General features: G+C 47.2%; 21 protein-coding genes. 12 read left to right on the top strand and 9 right to left on the bottom strand.

Translation table 11 applies throughout. The features are described 5' to 3' along the window. Nucleotides 1–184: 184 nt before the first annotated feature. The 7 genes from aptA to DKW60_RS05750 all read left to right on the top strand — a co-directional run bounded on the left by aptA (nt 185) and on the right by DKW60_RS05750 (nt 7043). On the top strand, nt 185–1504 hold the full coding sequence (gene aptA, locus DKW60_RS05780; protein WP_109836717.1) for an omega-aminotransferase AptA: 1320 nt from the start codon (nt 185–187) through the stop codon (nt 1502–1504). Nucleotides 1505–1672: 168 nt separating this feature from the next. Next, nucleotides 1673–2260 (top strand): carboxymuconolactone decarboxylase family protein, encoded by a 588-nt coding sequence (locus DKW60_RS05775; RefSeq protein WP_109836716.1) that lies wholly within the window; start codon nt 1673–1675, stop codon nt 2258–2260. A 53-nt stretch (nt 2261–2313) separates the two neighbouring features. Further along, nucleotides 2314–2925 carry a DJ-1/PfpI family protein gene (locus DKW60_RS05770; RefSeq protein WP_109836715.1) on the top strand — a complete coding sequence of 204 codons (612 nt, stop codon included), beginning with the start codon at nt 2314–2316 and terminating at the stop codon, nt 2923–2925. 33 nt (nt 2926–2958) lie between these two features. Next, entirely contained in the window at nt 2959–3870 is a 912-nt protein-coding gene (locus DKW60_RS05765; RefSeq protein ID WP_109836714.1) for a homocysteine S-methyltransferase family protein, read from the top strand. A 91-nt stretch (nt 3871–3961) separates the two neighbouring features. Then, nucleotides 3962–5116: an ergothioneine biosynthesis protein EgtB gene (gene egtB, locus DKW60_RS05760; RefSeq protein ID WP_109836713.1), complete on the top strand. Its 1155-nt coding sequence runs from the start codon at nt 3962–3964 to the stop codon at nt 5114–5116. After that, nucleotides 5113–6060, top strand: coding sequence for an L-histidine N(alpha)-methyltransferase (locus tag DKW60_RS05755; protein WP_109836712.1), 948 nt, complete (start codon nt 5113–5115; stop codon nt 6058–6060). Before egtB ends, DKW60_RS05755 begins: the two co-directional genes overlap by 4 nt. A gap of 134 nt (nt 6061–6194) precedes the next feature. Beyond that, complete coding sequence (locus tag DKW60_RS05750) at nt 6195–7043, top strand: alpha/beta hydrolase (protein ID WP_109836711.1); 849 nt, start codon at nt 6195–6197, stop codon at nt 7041–7043. Between the two features lie 200 nt (nt 7044–7243). On the opposite strand, the gene DKW60_RS05745 is transcribed toward DKW60_RS05750, so the two are convergent. The 3 genes from DKW60_RS05745 to DKW60_RS05735 all read right to left on the bottom strand — a co-directional run bounded on the left by DKW60_RS05745 (nt 7244) and on the right by DKW60_RS05735 (nt 12649). After that, nucleotides 7244–8320, bottom strand: coding sequence for a CNNM domain-containing protein (locus tag DKW60_RS05745; protein WP_109836710.1), 1077 nt, complete (start codon nt 8318–8320; stop codon nt 7244–7246). Between the two features lie 120 nt (nt 8321–8440). Further along, complete coding sequence (locus DKW60_RS05740) at nt 8441–11983, bottom strand: indolepyruvate ferredoxin oxidoreductase family protein (RefSeq protein ID WP_109836709.1); 3543 nt, start codon at nt 11981–11983, stop codon at nt 8441–8443. A gap of 126 nt (nt 11984–12109) precedes the next feature. Next, nucleotides 12110–12649: an acyl-CoA thioesterase gene (locus DKW60_RS05735; protein ID WP_109836708.1), complete on the bottom strand. Its 540-nt coding sequence runs from the start codon at nt 12647–12649 to the stop codon at nt 12110–12112. A gap of 145 nt (nt 12650–12794) precedes the next feature. Between DKW60_RS05735 and DKW60_RS05730 the strand changes: the two genes are divergently transcribed. The 5 genes from DKW60_RS05730 (at nt 12795) to DKW60_RS05710 (ending at nt 16874) form a co-directional block, all read left to right on the top strand. Then, complete coding sequence (locus tag DKW60_RS05730; protein ID WP_109836707.1) at nt 12795–14432, top strand: ATP-binding protein; 1638 nt, start codon at nt 12795–12797, stop codon at nt 14430–14432. Nucleotides 14433–14675: 243 nt separating this feature from the next. After that, a complete protein-coding gene (locus DKW60_RS05725; protein ID WP_109836706.1) occupies nt 14676–15233 on the top strand; it encodes a DUF4365 domain-containing protein in 558 nt (185 codons plus the stop codon). A gap of 2 nt (nt 15234–15235) precedes the next feature. Continuing rightward, nucleotides 15236–15529, top strand: a complete 294-nt coding sequence (locus DKW60_RS05720) for a hypothetical protein (RefSeq protein WP_109836705.1) — start codon at nt 15236–15238, stop codon at nt 15527–15529. Nucleotides 15530–15591: 62 nt separating this feature from the next. Further along, a complete protein-coding gene (locus tag DKW60_RS05715) occupies nt 15592–16395 on the top strand; it encodes a hypothetical protein (RefSeq protein WP_109836704.1) in 804 nt (267 codons plus the stop codon). Between the two features lie 119 nt (nt 16396–16514). After that, nucleotides 16515–16874, top strand: coding sequence for a hypothetical protein (locus DKW60_RS05710; RefSeq protein WP_146203436.1), 360 nt, complete (start codon nt 16515–16517; stop codon nt 16872–16874). A 40-nt stretch (nt 16875–16914) separates the two neighbouring features. Here the strand turns inward: DKW60_RS05710 and DKW60_RS05705 are convergent, their stop codons facing one another. The 6 genes from DKW60_RS05705 to DKW60_RS05680 form a co-directional block, all read right to left on the bottom strand. After that, nucleotides 16915–17592: a sarcosine oxidase subunit gamma gene (locus DKW60_RS05705; protein WP_219988647.1), complete on the bottom strand. Its 678-nt coding sequence runs from the start codon at nt 17590–17592 to the stop codon at nt 16915–16917. After that, nucleotides 17585–20605, bottom strand: a complete 3021-nt coding sequence (locus DKW60_RS05700) for a sarcosine oxidase subunit alpha (protein WP_109836702.1) — start codon at nt 20603–20605, stop codon at nt 17585–17587. Before DKW60_RS05700 ends, DKW60_RS05705 begins: the two co-directional genes overlap by 8 nt. Then, on the bottom strand, nt 20605–20901 hold the full coding sequence (locus DKW60_RS05695) for a sarcosine oxidase subunit delta (protein ID WP_109836701.1): 297 nt from the start codon (nt 20899–20901) through the stop codon (nt 20605–20607). Before DKW60_RS05695 ends, DKW60_RS05700 begins: the two co-directional genes overlap by 1 nt. Before the next feature lie 14 nt (nt 20902–20915). Beyond that, a complete protein-coding gene (locus tag DKW60_RS05690) occupies nt 20916–22169 on the bottom strand; it encodes a sarcosine oxidase subunit beta family protein (RefSeq protein ID WP_109836700.1) in 1254 nt (417 codons plus the stop codon). Nucleotides 22170–22320: 151 nt separating this feature from the next. Beyond that, nucleotides 22321–22758: a type II toxin-antitoxin system VapC family toxin gene (locus DKW60_RS05685; RefSeq protein ID WP_109836699.1), complete on the bottom strand. Its 438-nt coding sequence runs from the start codon at nt 22756–22758 to the stop codon at nt 22321–22323. Next, the gene (locus DKW60_RS05680; RefSeq protein WP_109836698.1) at nt 22749–23021 is read right to left on the bottom strand and encodes an AbrB/MazE/SpoVT family DNA-binding domain-containing protein; all 273 of its coding nucleotides are present in this window, start codon (nt 23019–23021) and stop codon (nt 22749–22751) included. Before DKW60_RS05680 ends, DKW60_RS05685 begins: the two co-directional genes overlap by 10 nt. Nucleotides 23022–23284: the final 263 nt, after the last annotated feature.

The raw sequence follows: 23284 nt of genomic DNA, 5'->3' as shown, positions 1-23284 counted from the left end.
TGAACTATATTCGGTCGTTTAGTTTTTTGTCGTGTACAGAGGTTTATGGTTTTGCGAAATACTAATGTCGATATTATCAAATTTAGTATCGATAAATCCTAATTTTTATTCCTGTGATCCCCTTTATAATCAACAAATCAAGCCCTGTTAACCACACTGATAAATCAAACATAGAGAGTCACTTATGTCGATTAAAGATCAAAATGCATTTTGGATGCCATTCACTGCCAACCGGGCATTTAAAGAATCACCGCGCATGGTGGAGTCTGCTCAGGGCGTCTTTTTGACAACGCCGGATGGCCGACAGGTGGTAGATGCCACGGCTGGATTATGGTGTTCGAATGCAGGACATAGTCGCACGGAAATAGCGGATGCGGTGAGTGCTCAACTGCGCAAACTCGACTTCACTTCTATCTTTAACTTCGGTCACGAGTTGGGTTTTGAGTATTCCGAGCGTTTGGTCAAGTACACACCGGACGGCATAGACCACGTGTTTTTTGGTAACTCTGGGTCGGAAGCAGTGGATACTGCGTTAAAAGTTGCCATGCAGTATTGGGATGTGCGCGGGCAAGGTCAGAAGAAGCGTTTTATCAGTCGACAAAAAGGCTATCACGGGGTGAATTTTGGTGGGGTTGCCATGGCTGGTCTGACACCGAATTTCAAAACCTTCGGTCAATGGTTGATGGTGGATCATATGCGCCATACGCTGGATATTGAGCGTAATGCATTCAGCAAAGGCTTGCCGACGCAGGGTGTTGAGTGGGCGGACGAACTGGAAGAGTTGGTCACATTCCACGATGCCAGCACCATTGCAGCGGTTATCGTCGAGCCAATTGCGGGAGCTGGTGGGGTTGTGTTGCCACCGGAAGGTTATCTGCAACGCCTGCGTCAGATCTGTGATAAGCACGATATTCTGTTGATTTTTGATGAGGTGATTACCGGCTGGGGACGTACCGGAGAAGCCTTTGCCTCGACTGAGTTTGGGGTAACACCTGATATTATTACCTCTGCCAAGGGCATTACTAACGCTGCTTTGCCGCTGTCTGCGGTGTTTGTGTCTAATAAAATTTATGACACGTGCATGGAGCATGCCAAGGCACCGGTCGAGTTTTTCCATGGTTATACTTATTCCTGTCATCCAGTAGCGTGTGCGGCAGGCATGGCGACCTTGGATATTTACGAGAAAGAAGGCTTGTTGACTCGCGCTAAGACCACTGGTGAAATCGGTAGTTATTGGCAGGAAGGTCTGCATAGCTTAGCGGATTTGGATCAGGTGATTGATGTGCGTAACTATGGGTTGATGGGCGCGGTGGAAATTCGTGCACCGAAAGGTCAGGCAGGAACCATCGGGCCAAAAGCACTGACGACCGCTTGGGAAAAAGGCGTTATGGTGCGCGGTGTGGGTGATGCAATTTGTATGTCGCCGCCACTGATTATCGAGAAGCAGGAAATTGATACCATCGTGTCAGTGCTGCGCGATGTGATTCCGGTGATTGCAGACTAAATGATCCACTGCATCATGCGTGAGTTGTGGTCGGTTGCTAGTATGGATGTGTTGATTATCTTGAATAGAGCAGTGACAAGAGACCAGCACCATGAGATCAGTACTAGTACCAAAGAACAGCTCCCACACTAAGCACAGTAGTGAAAGGATTGGAAAAAGGAATGCTCAATGATTAATGTCCCTGAGGTAGCACCACTTCCATTAGACGAGTGGGATGACTCGCTGGATTTCATCAAACAAGACATGAATGGCCGTCCGATCAATGTGCATAGTTTGATGGCACACAATCCTGAGTTGTTAAAAGCATGGTGGAACTTCCGTAATTACTCCGTAAAAGGAGGTGCGCTCGGTAAGCGTTATGGTGAGTTGGTGATTTTGCGGGTGGCGACACACATGAAGGCTTGGTACGAGTGGGGGTCACATGTTGAGCGTGGTTTGGCTTGTGGTCTGAGTCGTGAGGAAATCGAGCGGGTAAAGACGGGTGGTGCTGCCGTTAGCTGGAGTGAAGGTGAGCGGGCACTGTTAAATGGCATCGATGAATTAATCACATCGCATGGCTTAAGCCCTCAGACACATGCGCAATTGCGTGAGCATTTTAGTGTGGCACAGATCATGGATATCATCGCCATTCACGGCATGTATGTGACTTTGGGTTGCATGATTAATACGTGGGGTTTGGAGCTGGATCAGCATGTGAAAGACAGGCTGCCGGAGGATGTGACGCGTGAGCAGTTTGAGACGGAGTATCCGAGATAACTCCCGTGCAAATAGTCCCGGTGGGTCTGTTGAAAAAATAAAAGGAAGAAATTATGAATATAGCCATCCTGACCTTCGAAGGATTTAATGAACTCGATTCATTTATTGCTCTGGGCATTTTGAATCGTATGAAAGGGGCGGGCTGGAATGTTCAGATCACGTGTCCGGCTGAACAAGTCACATCAATGAATGGCGTGACTATTCAGGCTCAGCAGCCTTTGGAGTACGCCAATACTGCGGATGTCGTGCTATTTGGTAGTGGCATCTATACACGTGATATTGCGAAAGACCCGCAAATATTAGATCGTCTCGAGTTAGATCCAAACAGGCAAGTGATCGGAGCGCAGTGCTCTGGTACCTTGCTAATGGCGCAGTTAGGCTTATTGGGAGATTTACCAGCCTGTACTGACTTGACCACCAAGCCGTGGGTGATTGAAGCGGGTGTTGATGTATTGGATCAACCTTTCGTTGCCAGGGGCAATCTTGCCACGTCTGGTGGCTGTATGTCTTCGCAATATTTAGCCGCATGGACGATTGCCAAAAAAGCCGGAATCGAGCCAGTAAAAGAGGCTTTATGGTATGTTGCGCCAGTGGGTGAGAAAGATGAATTCACCGCGCACTCACTTTCTATTGTCGAGCCGTTTTTGATCAGCGATAATGGCTGATTGACATTTCTGATAAACCTCTGAGTAAGCAATATGAACAACTCATCTGTGATGATTTTAGACGGTGGTCTGGGCCGTGAACTAAAGCGCCGTGGTGCGCCATTTCGTCAGCCTGAGTGGTCGGCACTGGCAATGATGGAAACTCCGGAAATCGTGCGTGAAGTCCATGATGATTATATAAAAAGTGGCGCGAAGGTCATCACCACAAACAGCTATGCGCTGGTGCCGTTTCATATTGGTGACACTCTGTTTGAAGAGCGAGGCTTTGAGTTAGCGAAACTGTCCGGTGAAGTGGCAAGACAAGCGGCAGATGAGAGTGATCACGAGGTTCAGGTCGCAGGCTCACTTCCGCCATTATTCGGGTCATACCGTGCTGATTTATTTCAGGCAGAGAAGGTAGAGGCTCTGGCGACACCGCTGATTGAAGCACTTAGCCCCAATGTAGACTTATGGCTATCAGAAACACAAAGCCTGATTGGGGAAGCGGTCGCGGTAAAGGCCGTCGTTGATAGTCTGAGCCAGGAGGCCAAGCCGTACTGGGTTGCCTTCACCTTGGAGGATTCACTAGCGATTGATGAGCCGGTATTGCGATCGGGTGAAACGGTTGTGGAAGCTATCAAAAAGATGCATGAGATTGGTGTTAATGCGGTTTTGTTCAATTGCTGCCAGCCGGAAGTCATTGAAAAGGCACTCCTCGCAGCCCGAGAAACCCTTACTGCGCTGGAACAACCAGATTTTCCACTGGGTGCATATGCTAATGCTTTCCAACCACAGCGAAAAGATGCGGCGGCTAACTCGGATGTCAGTAGCATTAGAGATGATTTAAATCCTGAGGATTATTTGGGATGGGCGAAGCAGTGGCAACAGTCGGGTGTTAATCTTATCGGAGGCTGTTGCGGAATTGGACCAGAGCATATCGAGGCACTTTCTAAAAGTTTCGATTAACCCAACAAAAGCCCATGGAAATATTATCTTAATGACAGCCTGATAACATATTGCCTTTCAACTCCACTCTAGACGAGCAGAAAGGCAATTTATGGCAGAGTCACTTGCGGCATCTTTTGAGGCAGTGCGACAGCGCACTGAAGCATTATGCAGCCCTCTCAATATAGAAGACTATATCCCTCAGGCGGTTGAGTTTGCTAGCCCGCCGAGGTGGCATCTGGCACATGTGACGTGGTTTTTTGAAACCATGATTTTGCAGAAGTATCAGCCGGACTATCAGGTTTTTCATGAAGACTTTAACTTCCTGTTTAACAGTTATTATCAAAGTGCCGGTGAGCGCGCGGTCAGGGCTCAGCGTGGCGTGATGACGCGCCCGACGGTGGATGAGGTCTACCAATATCGCCATTATGTAGACCAACACATGATAGCGTTTTTGTCTCAGCCGTTGACCGATGAAGTGTCTGCTCTGGTCACGCTGGGGTTAAACCATGAACAGCAACACCAGGAATTGCTGCTGATGGATTTGAAATATGTGTTCTCACTCAATCCATTATTCCCCGTCTATGATGCCGATAAAAACCTGGTTGCTGATCACAATACGCAGCAAGGCTGGCTATCGTTCGGCGAAGATCTCTATACCATCGGCTATCAGGGTGATGGATTCTGTTTTGATAATGAAGTCTCACCTCACAAGGTCTACTTACAGGACTTTGAAATTTCCAAGTCATTAGTCACGAATGGCGAATACCTTGAATTCATCGAAGCCGGTGGTTACCAGCAGTTTAATCATTGGTTGGATGAGGGCTGGTCATGGGTGCAAGCCAATGAGATTCGTGCGCCCTTGTATTGGCATAAGATCGATGGCGAATGGTTTTATTACACCTTAGCCGGACTCAAGAAACTCGATCCTGAATCCATTGTTTGTCATGTTTCGTACTATGAAGCCAATGCTTATGCTGCGTGGAAAGGCTGTCGCTTGCCGACTGAGTTTGAGTGGGAAGCTGCCTCTGGTGCGCTGGACTGGGGGACGCGTTGGGAATGTACCAGCTCACCTTATCAAGCCTACCCGGGCTTTTGCATTAGTGAGGGAGCTGTTGGCGAATACAACGGCAAATTCATGATTAATCAAATGGTGTTGCGTGGGGGTGCCAGTGTCACGCCTGCCGGGCACAGTCGTCCGACTTACCGCAACTTTTTCCACCCTCAAATGCGGTGGCAATTTTCAGGGATTCGCTTAGTTAAATGAATACGCAATTTGCAATGGATGTTGATGCAGGACTAAGTCAGCCGACAAAATCACTTCCGTCTAAGTACTTTTATGACCAAAAAGGCGATGAACTGTTTAGGCAGATTATGGCTTTGCCTGAGTACTATTTGACACGTGCGGAACATGAGATTTTTACGCAGCAAACGCAGGCACTTATTGAAGCCTTGGGAGTGAGTAAAGATAAGCACTTTGAGCTAATTGAATTAGGTGCCGGGGATGGCAGTAAAACCAAGCATTTGCTGAAAGCGTTGCTGTCTCAGGGCTATCAGTTCGATTACCTGCCCATTGATATTTCCGGTCATGTGTTGGAGCTACTCAGCGAAAGCATTTTGACTGAGTTGCCTGCTTTGTCGTTAAGAGGCCAGCAGGGTGATTACTTCGAGATTCTGCAGGATCTTAAAGATCGCGATTCTTCAAAGGTCGTGCTGTTTCTGGGATCAAACATTGGCAATATGAGCGATGAGCAGGCCGCGCAGTTTATTTACAGTCTGGGAGCGAATTTATCTGAGGGTGACAAGCTGTTATTGGGAGCGGATTTGATCAAGCCTGTTGATATTGTATTGCCTGCCTACAATGACGCGCAGGGTGTGACAAAGGCGTTTAATATGAATCTGCTGCACCGCATGAACAGAGAGTTAGGGGCGAATTTTGTGGTGGATCAATTCGACCATTTCCCTGAATACACCGAAGAAGAGGGGATCGCAAAAAGCGCCATTATCAGCAAAGTTGACCAACAGGTGACGATTGATAGTTTGAATAAAACGTATTCATTTGCTGCGGGAGAGAAAATTCATGTCGAAATATCCCGCAAGTACAATCATCAGGTGTTGGCATCGATTCTGAAAGATACCGACTTCACTATTGCCGACACGCTAACCGATAGTCAGGGTTACTTTGCGGACTTTGTCTTAGCCAGACATTAAGGTTTAGTCAGGTAGTGAATCTGACAATGTGGGTGACTGCGTAAACTCTACAAGTATGGACGAGTCATACGAGCTTCTATCTGGTAGAACCCGACTGAAGTGTTTTTACAAAGCAATACAGACAGGGGAATGATATGAATAAACTACTATGGATTTTACTGCCGATCATCATGCTGGTGTTTGCGGTTGGCTGCAGCAGTTTAAAGCCTGCTGCGGTGCTTAATTCGGTCATTCCATCGGGCAGTTACGATCTCAGTCAACACAGCTATGGCAACGGTCAGCGACGCACCCTTGATGTATACCGTCCCAAGCAAGTTAGCAATAAACCACCGATTGTTTTTGTATATGGTGGGGCGTGGAAGCAGGGTGATAAGCGAGACTTTGAGTTTGTCGCGCATGCGCTTACCGGGCTTGGACACACCGTGATTATTCCTAATTATCGCCTGTATCCTGCCGTGCGTTTCCCTGCGTTTGTGAATGATGTCGCTGATGCTATTCGTTATACCGAGTTAAATGCGCCATCTCTGCTTGGCAAGCCAATGAATTCATTTATTTTGATGGGACACTCAGCGGGTGCGCACACGGCAGCATTATTGGCGACTGACCGCAGCTATTTTTATCAACGTGGTGTGCGAGCGCGTTCGGTGGGGTTGATTGGTATGGCGGGGCCTTATGATCTGCCGTTAAATGATGCGGAAGTGAAGCCGATCTTTGCCGGTGCTAACGCGCAACAAGCCAAGCCAACGGTGAATGTGTATGCCGGAATGCCGCCTACATTGCTATTACACGGACAGGCTGATAAGCGGGTATTGCCGTTTCATACACAGCGTTTCAGTGAGCGATTGCAAAATGCGGGTAACCCTGTGACTACACGTTTTTATCCGGGCATCGAGCATGTGAGAATTGTTGCTAGTTTGGCTGCACCGCTGCGTCGCTTGAGTGGCAGTTATAATGATATACGCGGGTTTTTAGCGCAGTATTGAGTATTGAGTATTGAGTATTGAGTATTGAGTATTGAGTATTGAGTATTGAGTATTGAGTATTGAGTATTGAGTATTGAGTATTGAGTATTGAGTATTGAGTATTGAGTATTGAGTATTGAGCAGTCGGCGTGTCACTTAAGGTGAGGAGATCAAAAGCACTGACCTCCTCACCTGAAAGCATAATTGCTAGCAGAGTATAATTACGGGTTAGGCGTATTCTCAGTCAGACCCATTTTATCGGCGCGTTGTTTCCACTTCTTACGAGCGTGTTCACGCATATCATCCGTGTGATCCAGTTCGTCAATGATCTCACGACCTAACATGGTCTCGATCACATCTTCCATAGAAACAATACCGGCCATGCCGCCAAACTCATCCACTACAATCGCGATATGTTCTCGCTTCTCAAGGAACTCATTAAACAGGTCCGGAATAGGGTAGTTTTCTCTGACCATCATCACAGGGCGCTGGATTTCAGAAACTGCCAGATCACCTTCATTAGACAGCAGTTTTTGCAGCATTTCATTCTTCAGAATAAAGCCTTGTATATGGTCTGGATTATCCGTTTCATAAACCGGAATTCGGGAAACGCGTAGATTAGGATTCGCCTCATAAAACTCAGAGATAGTCTGATTAGCAGCCACACGAACAACCACGGTGCGTGGTGTCATTACATCACTGGTTTGCACGGTATTAAACTGCAGCAGATTATTAATCAGGTGTGATTCTGTTTTCTCAAACACACCTTCCTGAGTACCTAATTCGGTCATCGCTACGAAATCAGAGCGGGTAAATACTGCGCCGCCTTTATCCTTTTTCAGCACTTTTGTGAGTTGCTGGCTGAACCAGACCAGTGGATACAAGGCTTTGATTAACAGGTTCAGAGACGTGACTGTAAAGTTAGACAAACTTTTCCAGTAGTTTGCGCCCAGTGTTTTTGGGATCAGTTCTGAGAAGACCAGAATCGCCATGGTCATCCCTGCAGGTACGATAAAGCCGGTAATGATTGGATTTGAGTCCGCCCAGATCAGTGCTGCCTGATTACCAACCCCTAAAGCACCAACCGTATGAGCGATGGTGTTAAGTGTCAGTATCGCCGCCAGTGGCTGGTCAATATTTTCTTTAAACTGTTGTAGCTGCAGTCCAACCTTGGTGCCTTCTTGCAGTTTAATTTGTGCATACGAAGGTGTAATGCTGAGCAATACCGCCTCCCATAAGGAACAAAGGAAGGAAAAAAGTAGTGCGATCAAAAAGAAGATAATCAGCAGTGAGATCATAGTGGTTTATTGCTTAAGTTAGATTGCAGGTATTTTACCCTAAGAGTTGCAACGGAGGTAAAACTATTATGATGGCGTGTATTTTGCCAATGATTCGGTCTTTAGGGGCTTGCCAGCTGTTTATGGTTCAGCTGGCTTATTCATCCAGTTGATTGCCTGCATGGATTGCTCCTTTACATGCCCATAGCCGCGGATTTCCTCCGGTAAACGAGCTTGCCTGAGTGCGTCGTCGTAATTGTCATGGGATAAATGATTCAGCAGCTCATCCAGCATGTGGTTGTAACGTTTGATCAACGCACGCTCATGACGACGCTCCGCACTGTAACCAAAGATATCCAGAGGAGTGCCACGCAGCTTCTTAAATTTTGCGAGTGTTTCAAAGCCAGTCATCATCCAACTACCAAACTCCCGCTTCATGGGGAGTCCCGTTGAGGGGTGTTTACGACTGAGTAGGGGCGGGGCAAGGTTGAATTTTAAGGTATAGCCCGGCTCGAACTGTGCATCCAGTTTTTCTTTAAATTCAGGGTCGGCGAATAATCGTGCGACTTCATACTCATCTTTATAGGACATTAGTTTTGCAAGATTATGCGCAACTGCGCGGGTTAATGCTTCCAGCTTAGCATCAGCTGATGAGTCGCTACTCGTTTGCTTTGCTGGTTGATTGTTTAGCGCAGTCTCAGCTTCCCTGACTTTTTGCACAGTTCTGGCATAGCGTTTAGCCCAGGACGTACTTTGGTAGTTTGTAAGGTGCTCAATGCGATGTGCGATTAACTCATCGAGTGTTTGTTCGCGTGCACTGGCTTGAGTATTTTCAGGCAGTAATGCCTTAACTGTTTCAGGTGAATGTGAAAACAATCTGCCGAGTGATAGCGCGGTGAGATTGGTGTCTACCGAAATGCCGTTCAGAGTAATGGCTCTTTCCAATGCGGGCAGTGATACCGGCAACAACCCTTGCTGAATGGCGTAACCCAGCATAAACATATTACTGGCAATGGTATCGCCTAAGAGTTTTAGTGCTAGCGTTGTGGCATCCACAAACCAAGCCATTTCCTTGCCGGTTCTGGCTACAATACTGGATTCGACTTGATGCTCATCTACTTTCATATCGCGGTTAAACTGAAAAGCAGCGGTGGGTTGAATGATGGAGTTGCCCAGTAAACGGGTACGTCCTCTATTAAATGTTTGAGCAGAGTCACCGGCAAGGCTGGCGAGTAAATCAAAAGCCAGAATAAGGTCAGCTTCACCGGCACCGATGCGTTGTGCGGTTAAAGCGTCGGCGTCATCAGCGATACGGAGATGTGAATAAACCGCACCATTTTTTTGGCTAAGGCCGGTCATATCATAAATCGAGCAGGTTTTACCCTCGATATGTGCTGCCATGCCGATAATGGCGCCGACGGTAATCACTCCTGTTCCCCCGATACCCGCGATCATAATATTGATGCTGCCAGTGCTGCCAGTGCTGCCAGTGCTGCTATTACTGCCATCGTTGGAGTAATCGCTAATAACTGGTGCAGGTAGATCATCAAAGAGGTCTTTGCTAAGCGCTATACCCTCAGGCTTTTTCGGCTCAGCCCCCAGTACGGTCACAAAAGACGGGCAAAATCCATTGATACAGCTATAGTCTTTATTGCAGCTGGATTGGTCGATCTGACGTTTGGTGCCAAAAGCGGTTTCCTTGGGCTGGATGGAAACACAGGTCGACTGCACGGAACAATCGCCACAACCTTCACACACCGCATCATTAATAAACAAGCGTTTAGCGGGGTTCGGATACGTTCCACGCTTGCGGCGACGGCGTTTTTCAGTAGCACAGGTTTGCTCATATATCAGCACGGTTGTACCGGTGACTTCCCGTAATTGCTTCTGAACTTTATCCAGCTCAATGCGTGGGTAGAGTCCGGTATCCAGTGGGAGTTTTCCTTTAAATTTATCGGGATCATCCGATACCACAACCACCTGTTTGACACCCTCAGCGGCGACTTGTCGCACCATATCGTAAACGGAAATTGGCCCGTCAATCGGTTGGCCACCGGTCATAGCGACCGCATCGTTATACAGAATCTTGTAAGTAATATTGACGCCAGAGGACACCGCGCCACGTATCGCCAGCAGACCGGAGTGAAAATAAGTGCCATCACCTAAATTCTGAAACATATGATCCGCACCACTAAAGTGTGACACGCCAGCCCAGTTCATACCCTCACCACCCATGTGTACGGGCAGTAATGTATCTGTTCGTGTGAAAACAGCAATGGTATGACAACCAATCCCCGCCATCGCCATACTGCCGTCGGGTAATTTAGTTGAGGTGTTGTGTGGACAACCGGCACAGAAATAGGGCGTGCGTGGTGTGCTGAGTGGTGAGGCATTGCGTAACTGTTGATTCGCCGCGAGTTGTTGACGTAAAGCTTTGTGTCTGGCTTGAATCGCTGGTTGGGTTTTGTGCTCGGCGAGTTCGGTATTGAGGAAATCCAGTCTTGCCATAATCACATCAGCAATTAGGGAAGGTTCCAGCTGCACATCACTGGGGAGTAGCGTTTGCCTGTGTTCGTCCTGCTTACCCACCAAACGAATTCGCTGGGTTTGGTTAATCAGAACTTGCGCGGCCTGAGCCTCGATCATCGGGCTTTTTTCTTCGACCAACAACAGCTCTGGTCGACCTTTAGCAAACGACTTTAACCCCTCCGGCTCCAACGGCCAGATACAGCCAACTTTGTAAATAGACAGACCCAAAGCTATTGCAGTTTCAGCATCAATCCCTAACAAGTTTAGCGCTTGCACCACGTCAGAATAACTCTTGCCGGAGGTGACAATACCTAAGCCACCTTGACCTTCTAAGCGTGTTTTATCAATGCCATTGGCGCGCACAAAGCTGTGAACCTGTGGCAGACGAATACGTTTGACGGTGACTTCTAAACCTTGAGGGTTGAAGCCCGCATTCCTGATATTGACTTCGCTGTCATCAATATCGCGCTCCGGACGATTGACGACAAAGTCCTTGGTATTCAGCGTGACAGTTTGGGTTTGTTCTATGGTTTCATTGGTAGTTTTCAAGCCGACCCACAAGCCGGAGTAGCGGGAGAGTTCCCAGCCTAACAAACCGAACTCAATAATTTCCTGCACATCCGACGGGTATAGAACGGGGATATCCAGTGCGCGCAATAATGGTTCACTTTGGTTGACTACGGTTGAGGATTTACCGGGATGATCATCGCCAGCAACAACCAGTACCCCGCCGTTTTTGTGCGTTCCAAACTGGTTCCCATGACGCATTGGATCTGCGGAGCGATCAACCCCCGGCGCTTTACCGTACCACATGGAATAGACGCCATCGACCTCTGGCTTGGGGAAAAAATCTAATTGCTGCGTACCCCAAATGGCAGTGGCGGCAAGGTCCTCATTAACGCCCGGCTGAAACACGATACCAGCTTTTTCAATGCGCTTTTTCTCACGCCATAATGTGCTGTCTAAACCGCCCAAAGGAGAGCCACGATAACCGCTGATAAAGCCTCGTGTATTCAAGCCTCGCTGTTTGTCCAGCTCACGTTGCAGCAGTGCCAGACGTACTAAAGCCTGAGTGCCGCTAATGAAGATTCGCCCGTCCGTTTGCTCGTACTTATCGGATAGTTCGACCTCTGTAAGACTGCTCGTGGCGCTCATGATCTCTCCTTGTTGGGTGGGCTGAATCGCTTATGGAGAAGCGTATTTCACAAGGTGAATATGGCATGCAAGTGCTGGTTCAGCAAGCCTAAAAGCACCGCTGATATTGTTATATTTACTGAGCGCTCAAGACGCTTCCAGTGTTGGCGGCCAAGGTCTGTGTTGCTCTGACTCAATCCACTCCTGTACCCACTCGGATAACTCGCAATTACCCGGCTCATCGCCCATTAACTTGAGTACTTCAGCGGGATTAATCAGTCCATTTTTGGAGCTGATACCGCCACGTATTAGTACCGACGAACAGGGCTTATCCTTTACCCACATGGACTGTTCGATGTAAAACCATTTCTCATCGATGCCGACGCACTGTGTATGCATGGTGATTTTATCAAACATTTTGATGCGTTTACGGTAGCGAACCGAGCTTCCCGCGACGACCAAAGCCCATTTGTTTTCACCTAATACTTTCAGTAGGTTGCAGCGAACCCCTAAGTTGAAACGACCCAAGTCGTATAGCGTTAACACTCTGCCGTTGTTCATTTCATTAAACATATCCAGATCCCAAGGGTGGCAGCGAAACTGTATTGTGCTTGGGCTTGTATAGGCAATTTTTGGTGCTTTGCGAGCCTGAATCATGACGTTGATTAGGCGGATGATTGGGTACATAGGTTGTTTGTCCTGAGATTGGAGTAGTGAGTTTTTATTTAGGTGCGTATTGTACTTTGAGTGGGGATTTATTCCAGCATCTAACTTTAGGGACTATTTGTTTTAATGCTTTATACTTAGGGTAACTGTCATAGAGTTGGTCGAAATGAAGAAGCTCCCTATCGGTATACAGACATTCGAGAAAATACGTGAAGGTAATTATGCGTATATTGATAAGACTGAGGTTGCTCTGAAGCTAGCCAGTGAAGGGGACTATTATTTTCTTTCGCGCCCGCGTCGCTTTGGTAAATCTCTGTTCCTCGATACTTTAAAAGACCTATTCGAAGGTAAGAAAAACTTATTTGAAGGCCTTGCTATTCATGATCAATGGGATTGGAGTGTCACGTCACCAGTGATACGAGTCAGTTTTGGGGCTGGCGTACATGACAACGTTGATGCACTAGATACCACTATTCAACAGATACTAAAGGGTAACGCAAAGCGCCTCGGTTTAACTTGTCATGATACGGGTGATGTTAAATATCAATTCGCTCAATTACTCGAAGCTGCCTGCGAGAAACACGGAAAAGTCGTGATTCTGGTTGATGAATACGACAAACCGATTCTAGATAATATCAGCGATGAAGAAACCGCTCGCGCCATGCGGGATCGGTTGAAAAACTTCTACTCTGTCATTAAAGACAGCGATGCCTTTATCAAGTTTGTCTTCATTACAGGTGTCAGCAAGTTTAGCAAAGTAAACCTGTTCAGCGGCCTTAATAATTTAGAAGATATTACGCTAAACCCTCACTACGCCACCATCTGCGGTTACACCCATCTCGATCTGCAAACCACGTTTAAAGCGCACTTGCAGGGTGCGGATATGGTAGAGGTTAAGGACTGGTATAACGGCTACAATTATCTGGGAGAAAAAGTTTACAACCCCTTTGATATTCTGCTGTTTATTTCAAATGGCGTGGATCGTTTCAATAGTTACTGGTGGAGTACGGGCAATCCCGGTTTTTTGGTGGAGTTACTGAAAAGTAAGACCTATTTCATACCTGAACTATCGCATTATCAGGCTGACAGCGTGGTGTTGGATAGTTTTGATGTCGATCATATCGACTTAGTGGCTTTGCTGTGGCAAACCGGCTATCTCACGATTGATCATGAGGAAAAGACGCCTTTTGGGTCGGTATATCACTTAGCCTTGCCGAACCGAGAAATCCGCTTGTCTCTGAATCGCCTGTTTATCAACTACCTGACTACTCAAACCGGTGAGGTGTTGAGTTACCAGAAGTCACTTTATGAGGTGCTGGTAAAGGGTGATGTTGATGCGCTTGAGGGAATATTTACACGACTGTTTGCCTCTATTCCTTATCAAACCTTCACGAATAACAAACTACAGGACTATGAAGGTTATTACACTAGCGTGATCTATGCTTACCTTGCGAGCCTGGGCTTTGAAATCATTTCTGAAGATTGCACGAATCGTGGGCGCATTGATATTACGTTGAAGATTGAGGGGAAGGTTTATCTGTTTGAGGTGAAGGTAACGGATAAAGCGACTCAGGAAGCGAGCGGTGACAAGGCGCTGGCGCAAATACAATCTCGTCAGTATGCGCAGAAATATCAAGGGGCGGGTGAGGTTTATTGTGTTGGGCTGACTTTTTCTAAGCAGACTCGGAATTTGGCTGGGGTGGTTTGGGAGAAGTTGGACTTGGTTGCGTTTCTTCAGGAATCACCGCTTGGTGAGGTTGAGCTAGATATGGCGCGTGATAAGGATTTACCGAGAGATATTTGATTGTGAGGTATGAATTGATAGCTCATAGTGGTTTCAGAGTTGCGAAGGCGTATTAATTCTGCTGTTTTACGATGTTGGCAGTTAAGCAAAGGTTTTTTATAGTTGCTATCCGGATTTATCCTATATTTTATACTGTTGGCTTGATATGGTTAGGGCGTGTAATTGTTGGTCAAAAGCTAAGACTCTCGATGTATCTGTTTTTCGTTTAGATGTTCCCTTCAATATATTAACTTAAATTCTCATATGTCCGTTAAAGAAGCTGTTGATGAAAGTGGATTCCTGCTATGTAAGGGTGATAGGCAAGAGCCCTTCAGTATTTCCTATATTAGTTCTATCGCAACAGCTACAGGGTATGGTGTTGAGCCTAATATGAGTTGCTTAAATCCTGATAGAAGAAGTATTGATTTGACGATAACTCAGCAAGGTTATCCGATAATACAAGACCTAAAAGTACAAGCTAAATGCACTTACTACCACCAGCCGAAAGGTGATTATTTACCTTTTACAATTAAGAAAAAGAATTTTAATGAGATAAAAAATAACCGTAATCCCCACATACTAGTAGTCGCTAATGTTCCTAGAGATAGCTCCGACTGGGTGAAGTACAACCTTGGTTCTACAGAGTTGAAAAACAACTGTTATTGGTATTCATTGAGAGGACTCGCCGATCTGGAAAAAGGGAGTGTTGAACTAAAAATTCCTTTGGTACAAAGATTTGATAGCATGCAACTATCGAGGTTAATGAACCTTTTAGGGGAAGGGAAGTTCCTTTCATTTGATAATCAGGTTATAGACGCATAGATATGAGTATATTAGCCGACATCACAGACTTTTCAGCTTTAGGTCGTTTATCCTCCAGAGACATCTGTTTTTATTTAATCAAACATAAATGGGTAAAGGTTGCCGAAGCTGCCGGGGTGGTGATTTTCGATAGCCCAACTAAAGTAAAAGTGCGTTTGTGGGTTCCATTGGAAGGCGGTACTCAGGAAGATTATGTTTTATCTATGGGAAAATTAATTCGAACTTTATCCAGTTATGAAGCAAGGTCGCAGTTAGATATTCTGGAAGACTTGACGTTTTTTCTGTCGGTGATGTAGTCAGGGTCGGATCTGAGGACCCGTTTGATAGGCATAGTTCGTCTGTCTCATTTGATGTTGGAGTGGATTTAATTAACAAAGCAAAGCAAATACTTTTGGCGGGGTCTTCTGTTGCTACCGCTAGTAAGCCAAGGGCATTTTTTGGCTCAAGGAAGCCTGCTCGAGCTCAAGAGTTTATAAAAAATGTTAGGTTGGGCCAGACAGAGAGAGGTAGCTATATTGTAAAAGTAATTTCACCACTTCCTCTGGAGCTTGAAGATAAGAATCTAACTTTGCCCTCAATTCCTGAAAAAACACCCTTTGAGCGTCTTGCCGTTGAAAGTACATTCCGGGGAATGATTGCCCTAAACGATGTGGTGGCTGAGATTGAAAAAAAGGGAAAGTTTTATTTTGACCCTTTTCTCGAGAGAGTGATTGATGGGGTAAATGCTGATTTATGTGAGGCAATTATTGGCAAAAAAGAGCATGAACAACTACCACTTAATTTCTCTGTCGCATGGTCCCCTGCCTTTAAGATAGATATTTCAAGTGACTTAACAGAGCGGGTTTACTTCTCCGCTAATAGTTATCAGTATATCCGTGAAGCAGCCGAACAGTTTCGTCGAATTGAGCCAGAAGAGGTGTCAATCATAGGCTATGTTATTAAATTACATAAAGAATCAAAAGTTGGCGATGGTGACATTACTCTGGCTACAACCATCTCAGGGAAAAATAGAAAAATCACCATATATCTTGAAAGTGTGGAATATAGAAAAGCAACTGAGGCTCATGATAAATGGTTGGAGGTTGAAGCCACTGGGATTCTTGAGAAAGGTAAGTTGGTTAGCGTTACCAGTTTTAGCTTGTTAAATGGCATGTTTGATTAATGACAAAAAGTGGGGTCTCGATAGTTGGAATAAGAAGTCGATATGCTAAAGACTTTGAGATATTACTTAAAAGCTGGGTATACAATGATTTTCTTTCGGACTTCCATGGCGACTCTTTTATGAGCCACCCTAGAGTGGATTGTATTCAATTGATGATAGTTGTAGAAAACTATGAGTTAATTGGTGGTGCGGTTATTTCTAGTGATCTGATTTTTAATCAGTTCCAATCTTATAAGCATTTGGAGCAGGCTGACTTGCTCCAGGAAAATGGATACGGTAATTTCAGCTATTTCTGTATCAAAGCAAGTCGAAGAAAACTCGGCTTTGCCTCTAAGGTGTTGAGATATATTGACAAAAGCAAGCTTCCTTTTTGGCTTGCTTGTAAACCAACGTTAGTAGATTTTTATACATCTCGAGGGTTCAGGATAGTAGTAGAAGCTGATGAGCGAAATAATGCGATTTTGTGCACTCAACCATAGCATTTCAGTTTCAGCTTCTACTCATAAAGAGGGGCTTGGCTTAGCTCTCTTTAACCGAAAACCCAAACTCCCCCGAAGCATCCTGCAACCAAAGCCAGCAATAATCCGCAAAACTCCGCCGAATCACCAGCTCAAATCCCTGCTCACCCGTCCGGCGAATCACCGCCTGAGATTTCCCAAACAGCGACGTCACCACCTTACCCACCGGCATATGACTGATATGAATATCATAAGGCGTACACTTCTTCAGCATTTCCTCAGCATCCGCGCCTTCCACAGTAATCACCGTCTGACCACCAGACACATTCACTATCGCAAAATGCGTCTCACCCATAGCCTCGCGTAGTTGCTGCTCCAGCTCAAAGCCCATGCCGCCAGCCGTTGTCACCAGCCATTCATCCGGCGAGATCCAGCGAATTACGCGGCCTTCATGCTCGGCACTTTGCAGGTTGGCAGGTAATACCATACCCAGTGCCGACTCGACACCTGTGGTAAACGCCGCATTATCCACGCTGCCACGCAGCACTAAATGATCCAGTAAGGCCAGCTCCTGCAATACAATGCCAGCATCCTGAGTACCTTGCTCGGCAACTGTTTTCAGGTCTGCGTGATACAGAGGGCTTTCCGCACGGACGCTAGCATCTGCCGGAATTTGATTCATCTGAACGATGTTTTGCGAGGTATCCGTCGCATCCGTTTGTGTAGTGGTATTAGACACGTTGGCGTTCTCCTTTAGGATCGTAGAATACAGGGCTGCAGATTTCCGCTTCAATCACACGGCCATCGGCTAGCGGGTAAAACACTGACTCACCCATGCGATTCAGACCGTTTTTAATCATACCCATGGCAATCGAGTGGCCGAGGTTGGCACTGTAATAACTGGAGGTGACATGCCCCAGCATTTCCATTGGAATGGCTTGTTCAGGATCGTTAACCGCCTGTGCTCCTTCCGGAATGACTGCCTCTGGATCTTTAGGTTTCAGGCCGACCAGTTGCTTGCGGTTCGGGCGAACACAGTCTGCTCGTGCCATGCCGCGTTTGCCGATAAAGCTAAATGGCTTCTGATTGGCGACCGCCCAGCCGTGATCCAAGTCATAAGGGTGCACTGAGCCATCGGTGTCTTGTCCTACAATGATAAAGCCTTTCTCCGCGCGCAATACGTGCATGGTTTCGGTGCCGTAAGGGGTGATATTAAACTCTGCACCGGCTTCCATAATTGCTTCCCAAACGGCCATGCCGTAGTTGGCTTGCACGTTGACCTCGTATGACAATTCGCCGGTAAAGGAAATGCGGAACACCCGCGCCGGAACACCTGCAACTGTGCCAGAGCGCCAGTCCATAAACTTAAACGCTTCACCATCCAGATCAATATCACTGGTGAGTTTTTCCATGACCTTGCGCGCATTTGGTCCTGAGATCGTGGCGGTTGACCAATGATCCGTGACAGAGTTGAAATACACTTCCATCTCTGGCCATTCGGTTTGATGGTAAATTTCCAACCAAGACAAAACACGAGCCGCGCCACCAGTAGTGGTGGTCATTAAGAAATGATTCTCACCCAAACAAGCGGTGACACCGTCATCAAACACCATGCCATCTTCGCCACACATCAAGCCGTAGCGACATTTACCAACGGCTAATTTCGCCCAGGCATTGGTGTAAACACGTCCTAAAAATTCACGCGCGTCTTTACCTTGAATATCAATTTTACCCAGCGTGGAAGCGTCCAGAAGACCAACACTTTCGCGAGTCGCTTTGCATTCGCGGTTTAACGTGTCCTGCATACTTTCGCCCGATTTTGGGTAATACCACGGGCGTTTCCATTGGCCGACATCCTCAAACTTTGCGCCGTTCTCGATATGCCAGCGATGGATTGCGGTGTAACGCTCCGGATCAAATAAATCACCGCAATTACGTCCGACAATCGCGCCGAAGGTCACAGGCGTGTAGTTAGGGCGGAAGATGGTGGTGCCGGTTTCCGGAATGCTTTTATCCATCGACTTGGCGGCAATCGCCATGCCATTGATGTTTCCGGTTTTACCCTGATCCGTTCCAAAACCCATCGCAGTGTATCGCTTGACGTGCTCAATGGATTCAAAACCTTCGCGGGTGGCCAGTTCAATCGCTGCAGCTGTCACATCATTTTGGAAATCCACAAATTGCTTTGGCGCCCGGCTGGTGGCTTTGCTGTGAGGGATGTGGAAGAGAGCCATTGGCTTGCCTTCACTGACAGGCGCGGAGACCGGCATGACAACGTCTTCAACCTCAAAACCTGCATTACGCGCAGCGGCTAAGCCTTGCTCAGTGCCTTCTTTTAAACAGGCATCCAGCGAGTAGCTGCCATTGACTGCGCCAGCGGTGAGTTGTTTTTGAATGGTGTCGCCGGGTAGGAAGCCAACTGCCTCGTCACTCCAAACCGGACGGCTGCCAGTGTGGCAAGACAAATGAATCGCAGGGCTCCAACCGCCGGAACTAGCGATTAAGTCGCACTCCAGTAACTGCGCATCGCCCGTGAGTTGATCACCGGTTTCATTGAGCGGTGCAATCATTGCGCCGGTGACGCGTTTGCTGCCTTTGGCTTCGATAACAGCAGTGCCAGTAATGACTTTAATGCCACGCGACTTTGCGACAAATACGCATTCGCTATCAGGATTGGTACGCGTATCGACAATCGCAACCACTTCACGGCCTGCATCTGCCCAGTCAAATGCGCTTTGGTAGGCATAATCGTTGGTCGTCATTAACACGAGTTTCGAGCCGGGTGCGACTGCGTAGCGTCGTACATAGGTTGAAACCGCCGAAGCAAGCATCACACCTGGTAAATCATTGTTCGCAAATACCAAAGGACGTTCATGCGCACCGGTAGCCAAAACCACCCACTTCGCACGTATCCGATGCATCCGCTGGCGGACTTTACCGAGTGGCGAGCGGTCACCTAAATGATCAGAACAACGTTCATGAATCGTTAGGAAGTTGTGGTCGTGATAACCATTGACGGTTGAGCGAGGCAGCAAAATAACGTTGTCGTAAGTGCTTAGTTCGGCAACGGTATCTTTTACCCAATCCGCAGCAGGAAGCATATTGATTTGTGCCGAGCTGTGAAGCAGTGAGCCACCAAATTCAGATTGCTCATCAGCCAGTATCACACGTGCGCCACTTTGCGCAGCAGCCAATGCAGCGCTTAAACCCGCAGGGCCACCACCAACGATTAATACATCGGCGTGTTGGTTGATGTTGTCGTAAATATCAACGTCGGACTCTAGCGAGCTACGTCCAAAACCAGCGGCTTTACGAATGAATTTTTCGTAGGTTTCCCACATCGATTGCGGATACATAAAAGTCTTGTAGTAAAAACCCGGCGGCATTGCGCGACCGCCCAATTTGCCGACTAAGCTCATCATATCGTTGTCAGCATTTGGCCAGCCGTTGGTGGCACTGGCGACCAAGCCTTCAAACAGATCTTGCTGTGTAGCACGCACATTTGGCGTTTGGGTGGCTTCGGTTGCACCTAGCTGTAATAGGGCATTGGGCTCTTCAGCACCCGCAGCCATAATTCCACGTGGGCGACTGTATTTAAAGCTGCGGCCAACAATATCCACGCCATTAGCGAGTAGGGCAGAAGCAACGGTGTCACCCTGCATGCCGGTGTAGGTTTTGCCGTTGTAACTAAAGCTGATGCTTTGCGCACGGTCAATGCGACCGCCGGAAGGGAGGCGATTTATCTGTGTCATCAGGCGTTCTCCTCCGCACGAGTGAACTGGGGTTTGGTACCAATTTTGTAGGTTTCTTTAATCTCATACGTCTGCGTGTCGCGAGTGATATTAAAGTATTTGCGACAACCAACACCGTGTACCCACAACTCATGGTGCAGGCCGCGTGGATTTGTGCGGAAAAACAAGTATTCACCCCACTCTTCATCCGTGCAGGCATCCGGATCTAACGGGCGTGGAATGTGCGCTTCGCCAGCGGCGTGAAACTCTTCTTCCTCACGGTGTTCTTCGCAGTAAGGACAATAAATATAAAACATAATAAACCTCGACCTTAGTGGGCAACGCCGGCAGCGCCGTGCTCGTCAATGAGTGCGCCGTCGTGGAAACGGAACATGGAGAATGGCTTCGCCAAGTCGCTGGCTTCGCCTTTGGCAAGCGTCTCAGCGAAGGTGTGGCCAGAGCCCGGCGTGGCTTTAAATCCGCCAGTTCCCCAGCCGCAATTGAAGAATAAATTCTCAATGGGTGTGGCAGAGATAATCGGGCAAGCATCCGCCGTGGTGTCAACAATACCGCCCCATTGACGATTCATGCGCACACGACTAAAACATGGGAATAGCTCGACGATGGCCTGAATATTGTGCTCGATAGTGCTGTAGGAACCGCGCTGGCCGTAACCCAAATAACCATCAATCCCCGCGCCGATCACCAAATCACCTTTGTCGGATTGCGACACATAGCCATGCACGGCATTGGACATAGTGACAGTGTTCAAAATCGGTTTGATTGGTTCGGAGACTAGTGCTTGTAGCGGGTGTGATTCCACTGGCAAACGGAAGCCTGCCATATTAGCGACAACACCTGAGTTACCCGCCACCACGCAACCAATGCGATCTGCTTTGATGTCACCTTGTTGTTTGGTGACAACGCCTACTGCTGCGCCGTCTTCTTTTAAAAAGCCGGTCACTTCGCATTGCTGAAACAGATCGACACCTAATGCATCTGCGGCACGGGCATATCCCCAAGCTACCGCATCGTGTCGTGCAACACCGGCGCGAGGTTGCCATGATGCGCCCATCACCGGATAACGTGGACGGTCGGAGCAGTCCATCATTGGCTCGATTTCTTTAACGCCTTGCGCATCCAGTACTTCGCCATCAATGCCGTTTAAGCGGTTGGCGTTCACGCGGCGGTTGATGTCGCGCATGTCTTGTAGTGTGTGGCCGAGGTTGAGTACGCCGCGTTGGGAAAACATGACGTTGTAGTTTAAGTCTTGGGATAAGCCTTCCCAAAGTTTCATCGCGTGTTCGTAGAGGTGTGCCGCTTCATCCCATAGATAGTTGGAGCGAACGATGGTGGTGTTTCGAGCTGTGTTTCCACCACCGAGATAGCCTTTTTCAACCACTGCCACATTGGTGATGTTATGGACTTTAGCGAGGTAGTAGGCGGTTGCTAAGCCGTGTCCGCCACCGCCAACGATAATCACGTCGTATTTGGCTTTTGGGGTAGGGTTGCGCCAGACGCGCTGCCAGTTTTCATGATAGCTAAGGGCGTGTTTGACCAGCCCGAACCCGGAATATCGCTGCATGGCGGAGCTCCTCTAGTTGCGCGATGATATTGGGGGATATGTTAGCATTGGGGAAGGTGTTGGAATTGTTTTTTTGCGACGCTTTGTTTTTATTTTGCGATATTTGAAGCCTATGTAGGGAGCATCAAATAAATACTAATCCTTGTGGTCACTAGGCCGTGTACGAGTCCAGAACAATCAGTCCGATAGCATCACCAGCCTTAATCTTTTTATCATTACCCACAAAAACATCACAGCCTGATTCTAATGCGGTCGCAAGGTGAATCGAGTCGGGCAGTTTGTTTTTAAAAACAGACCGCAAACGAGCCGCTTCAATTAATACCTTTTTGCTGACCGGCTTAACCTTCAAAAAATCAGAGTTTTTTATACTATCTTTATAAACCGCTTGTGACTGTTCATCATCTTCAGCAAAAGGTTTAACCAAGCACTCAGCAAGCGTCAGTTCGGATGTAATGACCGTGCAATCCAACTCATCCAATTCTGCGATCAGCGAGACAATTTTGTCGTGATAATCCGGATGGTTTTCAATTAAATAGATCAATACATTGGTATCGAAATAGACTTTTTTGGTGATAGTTTCTATTGCCATTCGTTTCGCAACTCTTGAATAGTTTGGTCAATGTCTTTGCTTGACTCATAGAGGCCGCTGCCTTCATTCGCTCCGACTAAGGACATTAAGGAAGGCTTGGCATTAGCTGCAGGTAGCTTTTGGGTGAGCTTTTTTGGGATTAAAATAATCAGCCCATCTCTTTCTACTGCTTCAAGCATGTCACCCTCATGCAGTGATATTTTTTTTCGTATCGCTAGAGGAATGGTTACCTGATATTTTTGTTTGACTTGTACATGAGACACTATAGATACCTCGTTGGAAAGTTGGAATTTCTAACTTTAAGATAGTGTTTAGGTGTTGCTATGTCAATGTTGGGCGCCCACATAAGATGTAATTGCGTTGACCTGAAACGCTCTCAGTCAGAAATCAGAGATTTGTGTTTTTGATATTGCCAGACTAAACTTAGTTTAAATGGTGTTTATTATGCAAACCATCAACATCCACGAAGCTAAAACGTACCTGTCCCGCTTGCTAGAGCAGGTTGCTCAATATCCTGGACCGATTA

Source organism: Leucothrix pacifica (assembly GCF_003172875.1).
GTDB classification, from domain to species: domain Bacteria; phylum Pseudomonadota; class Gammaproteobacteria; order Thiotrichales; family Thiotrichaceae; genus Leucothrix; species Leucothrix pacifica.
Note: the sequence above shows the minus strand (reverse complement) of the source record. Positions and strands in the feature narration are given on the sequence as shown.

Excerpts from the sequence above, each read along its gene's own strand:
- DKW60_RS05730 (WP_109836707.1), top strand. The coding sequence starts at position 12,795 with ATGAAGAAGCTCCCTATCGGTATACAGACATTCGAGAAAATACGTGAA.
- DKW60_RS05770 (WP_109836715.1), top strand. The coding sequence starts at position 2,314 with ATGAATATAGCCATCCTGACCTTCGAAGGATTTAATGAACTCGATTCA.
- DKW60_RS05735 (WP_109836708.1), bottom strand. The coding sequence starts at position 12,649 with ATGTACCCAATCATCCGCCTAATCAACGTCATGATTCAGGCTCGCAAA.
- DKW60_RS05720 (WP_109836705.1), top strand. The coding sequence starts at position 15,236 with ATGAGTATATTAGCCGACATCACAGACTTTTCAGCTTTAGGTCGTTTA.
- DKW60_RS05725 (WP_109836706.1), top strand. The coding sequence starts at position 14,676 with ATGTCCGTTAAAGAAGCTGTTGATGAAAGTGGATTCCTGCTATGTAAG.
- DKW60_RS05710 (WP_146203436.1), top strand. The coding sequence starts at position 16,515 with ATGAGCCACCCTAGAGTGGATTGTATTCAATTGATGATAGTTGTAGAA.
- DKW60_RS05685 (WP_109836699.1), bottom strand. The coding sequence starts at position 22,758 with ATGGCAATAGAAACTATCACCAAAAAAGTCTATTTCGATACCAATGTA.
- DKW60_RS05755 (WP_109836712.1), top strand. The coding sequence starts at position 5,113 with ATGAATACGCAATTTGCAATGGATGTTGATGCAGGACTAAGTCAGCCG.
- DKW60_RS05740 (WP_109836709.1), bottom strand. The coding sequence starts at position 11,983 with ATGAGCGCCACGAGCAGTCTTACAGAGGTCGAACTATCCGATAAGTAC.
- DKW60_RS05690 (WP_109836700.1), bottom strand. The coding sequence starts at position 22,169 with ATGCAGCGATATTCCGGGTTCGGGCTGGTCAAACACGCCCTTAGCTAT.
- DKW60_RS05695 (WP_109836701.1), bottom strand. The coding sequence starts at position 20,901 with ATGTTTTATATTTATTGTCCTTACTGCGAAGAACACCGTGAGGAAGAA.
- aptA (WP_109836717.1), top strand. The coding sequence starts at position 185 with ATGTCGATTAAAGATCAAAATGCATTTTGGATGCCATTCACTGCCAAC.
- egtB (WP_109836713.1), top strand. The coding sequence starts at position 3,962 with ATGGCAGAGTCACTTGCGGCATCTTTTGAGGCAGTGCGACAGCGCACT.
- DKW60_RS05745 (WP_109836710.1), bottom strand. The coding sequence starts at position 8,320 with ATGATCTCACTGCTGATTATCTTCTTTTTGATCGCACTACTTTTTTCC.
- DKW60_RS05765 (WP_109836714.1), top strand. The coding sequence starts at position 2,959 with ATGAACAACTCATCTGTGATGATTTTAGACGGTGGTCTGGGCCGTGAA.
- DKW60_RS05775 (WP_109836716.1), top strand. The coding sequence starts at position 1,673 with ATGATTAATGTCCCTGAGGTAGCACCACTTCCATTAGACGAGTGGGAT.
- DKW60_RS05750 (WP_109836711.1), top strand. The coding sequence starts at position 6,195 with ATGAATAAACTACTATGGATTTTACTGCCGATCATCATGCTGGTGTTT.
- DKW60_RS05700 (WP_109836702.1), bottom strand. The coding sequence starts at position 20,605 with ATGACACAGATAAATCGCCTCCCTTCCGGCGGTCGCATTGACCGTGCG.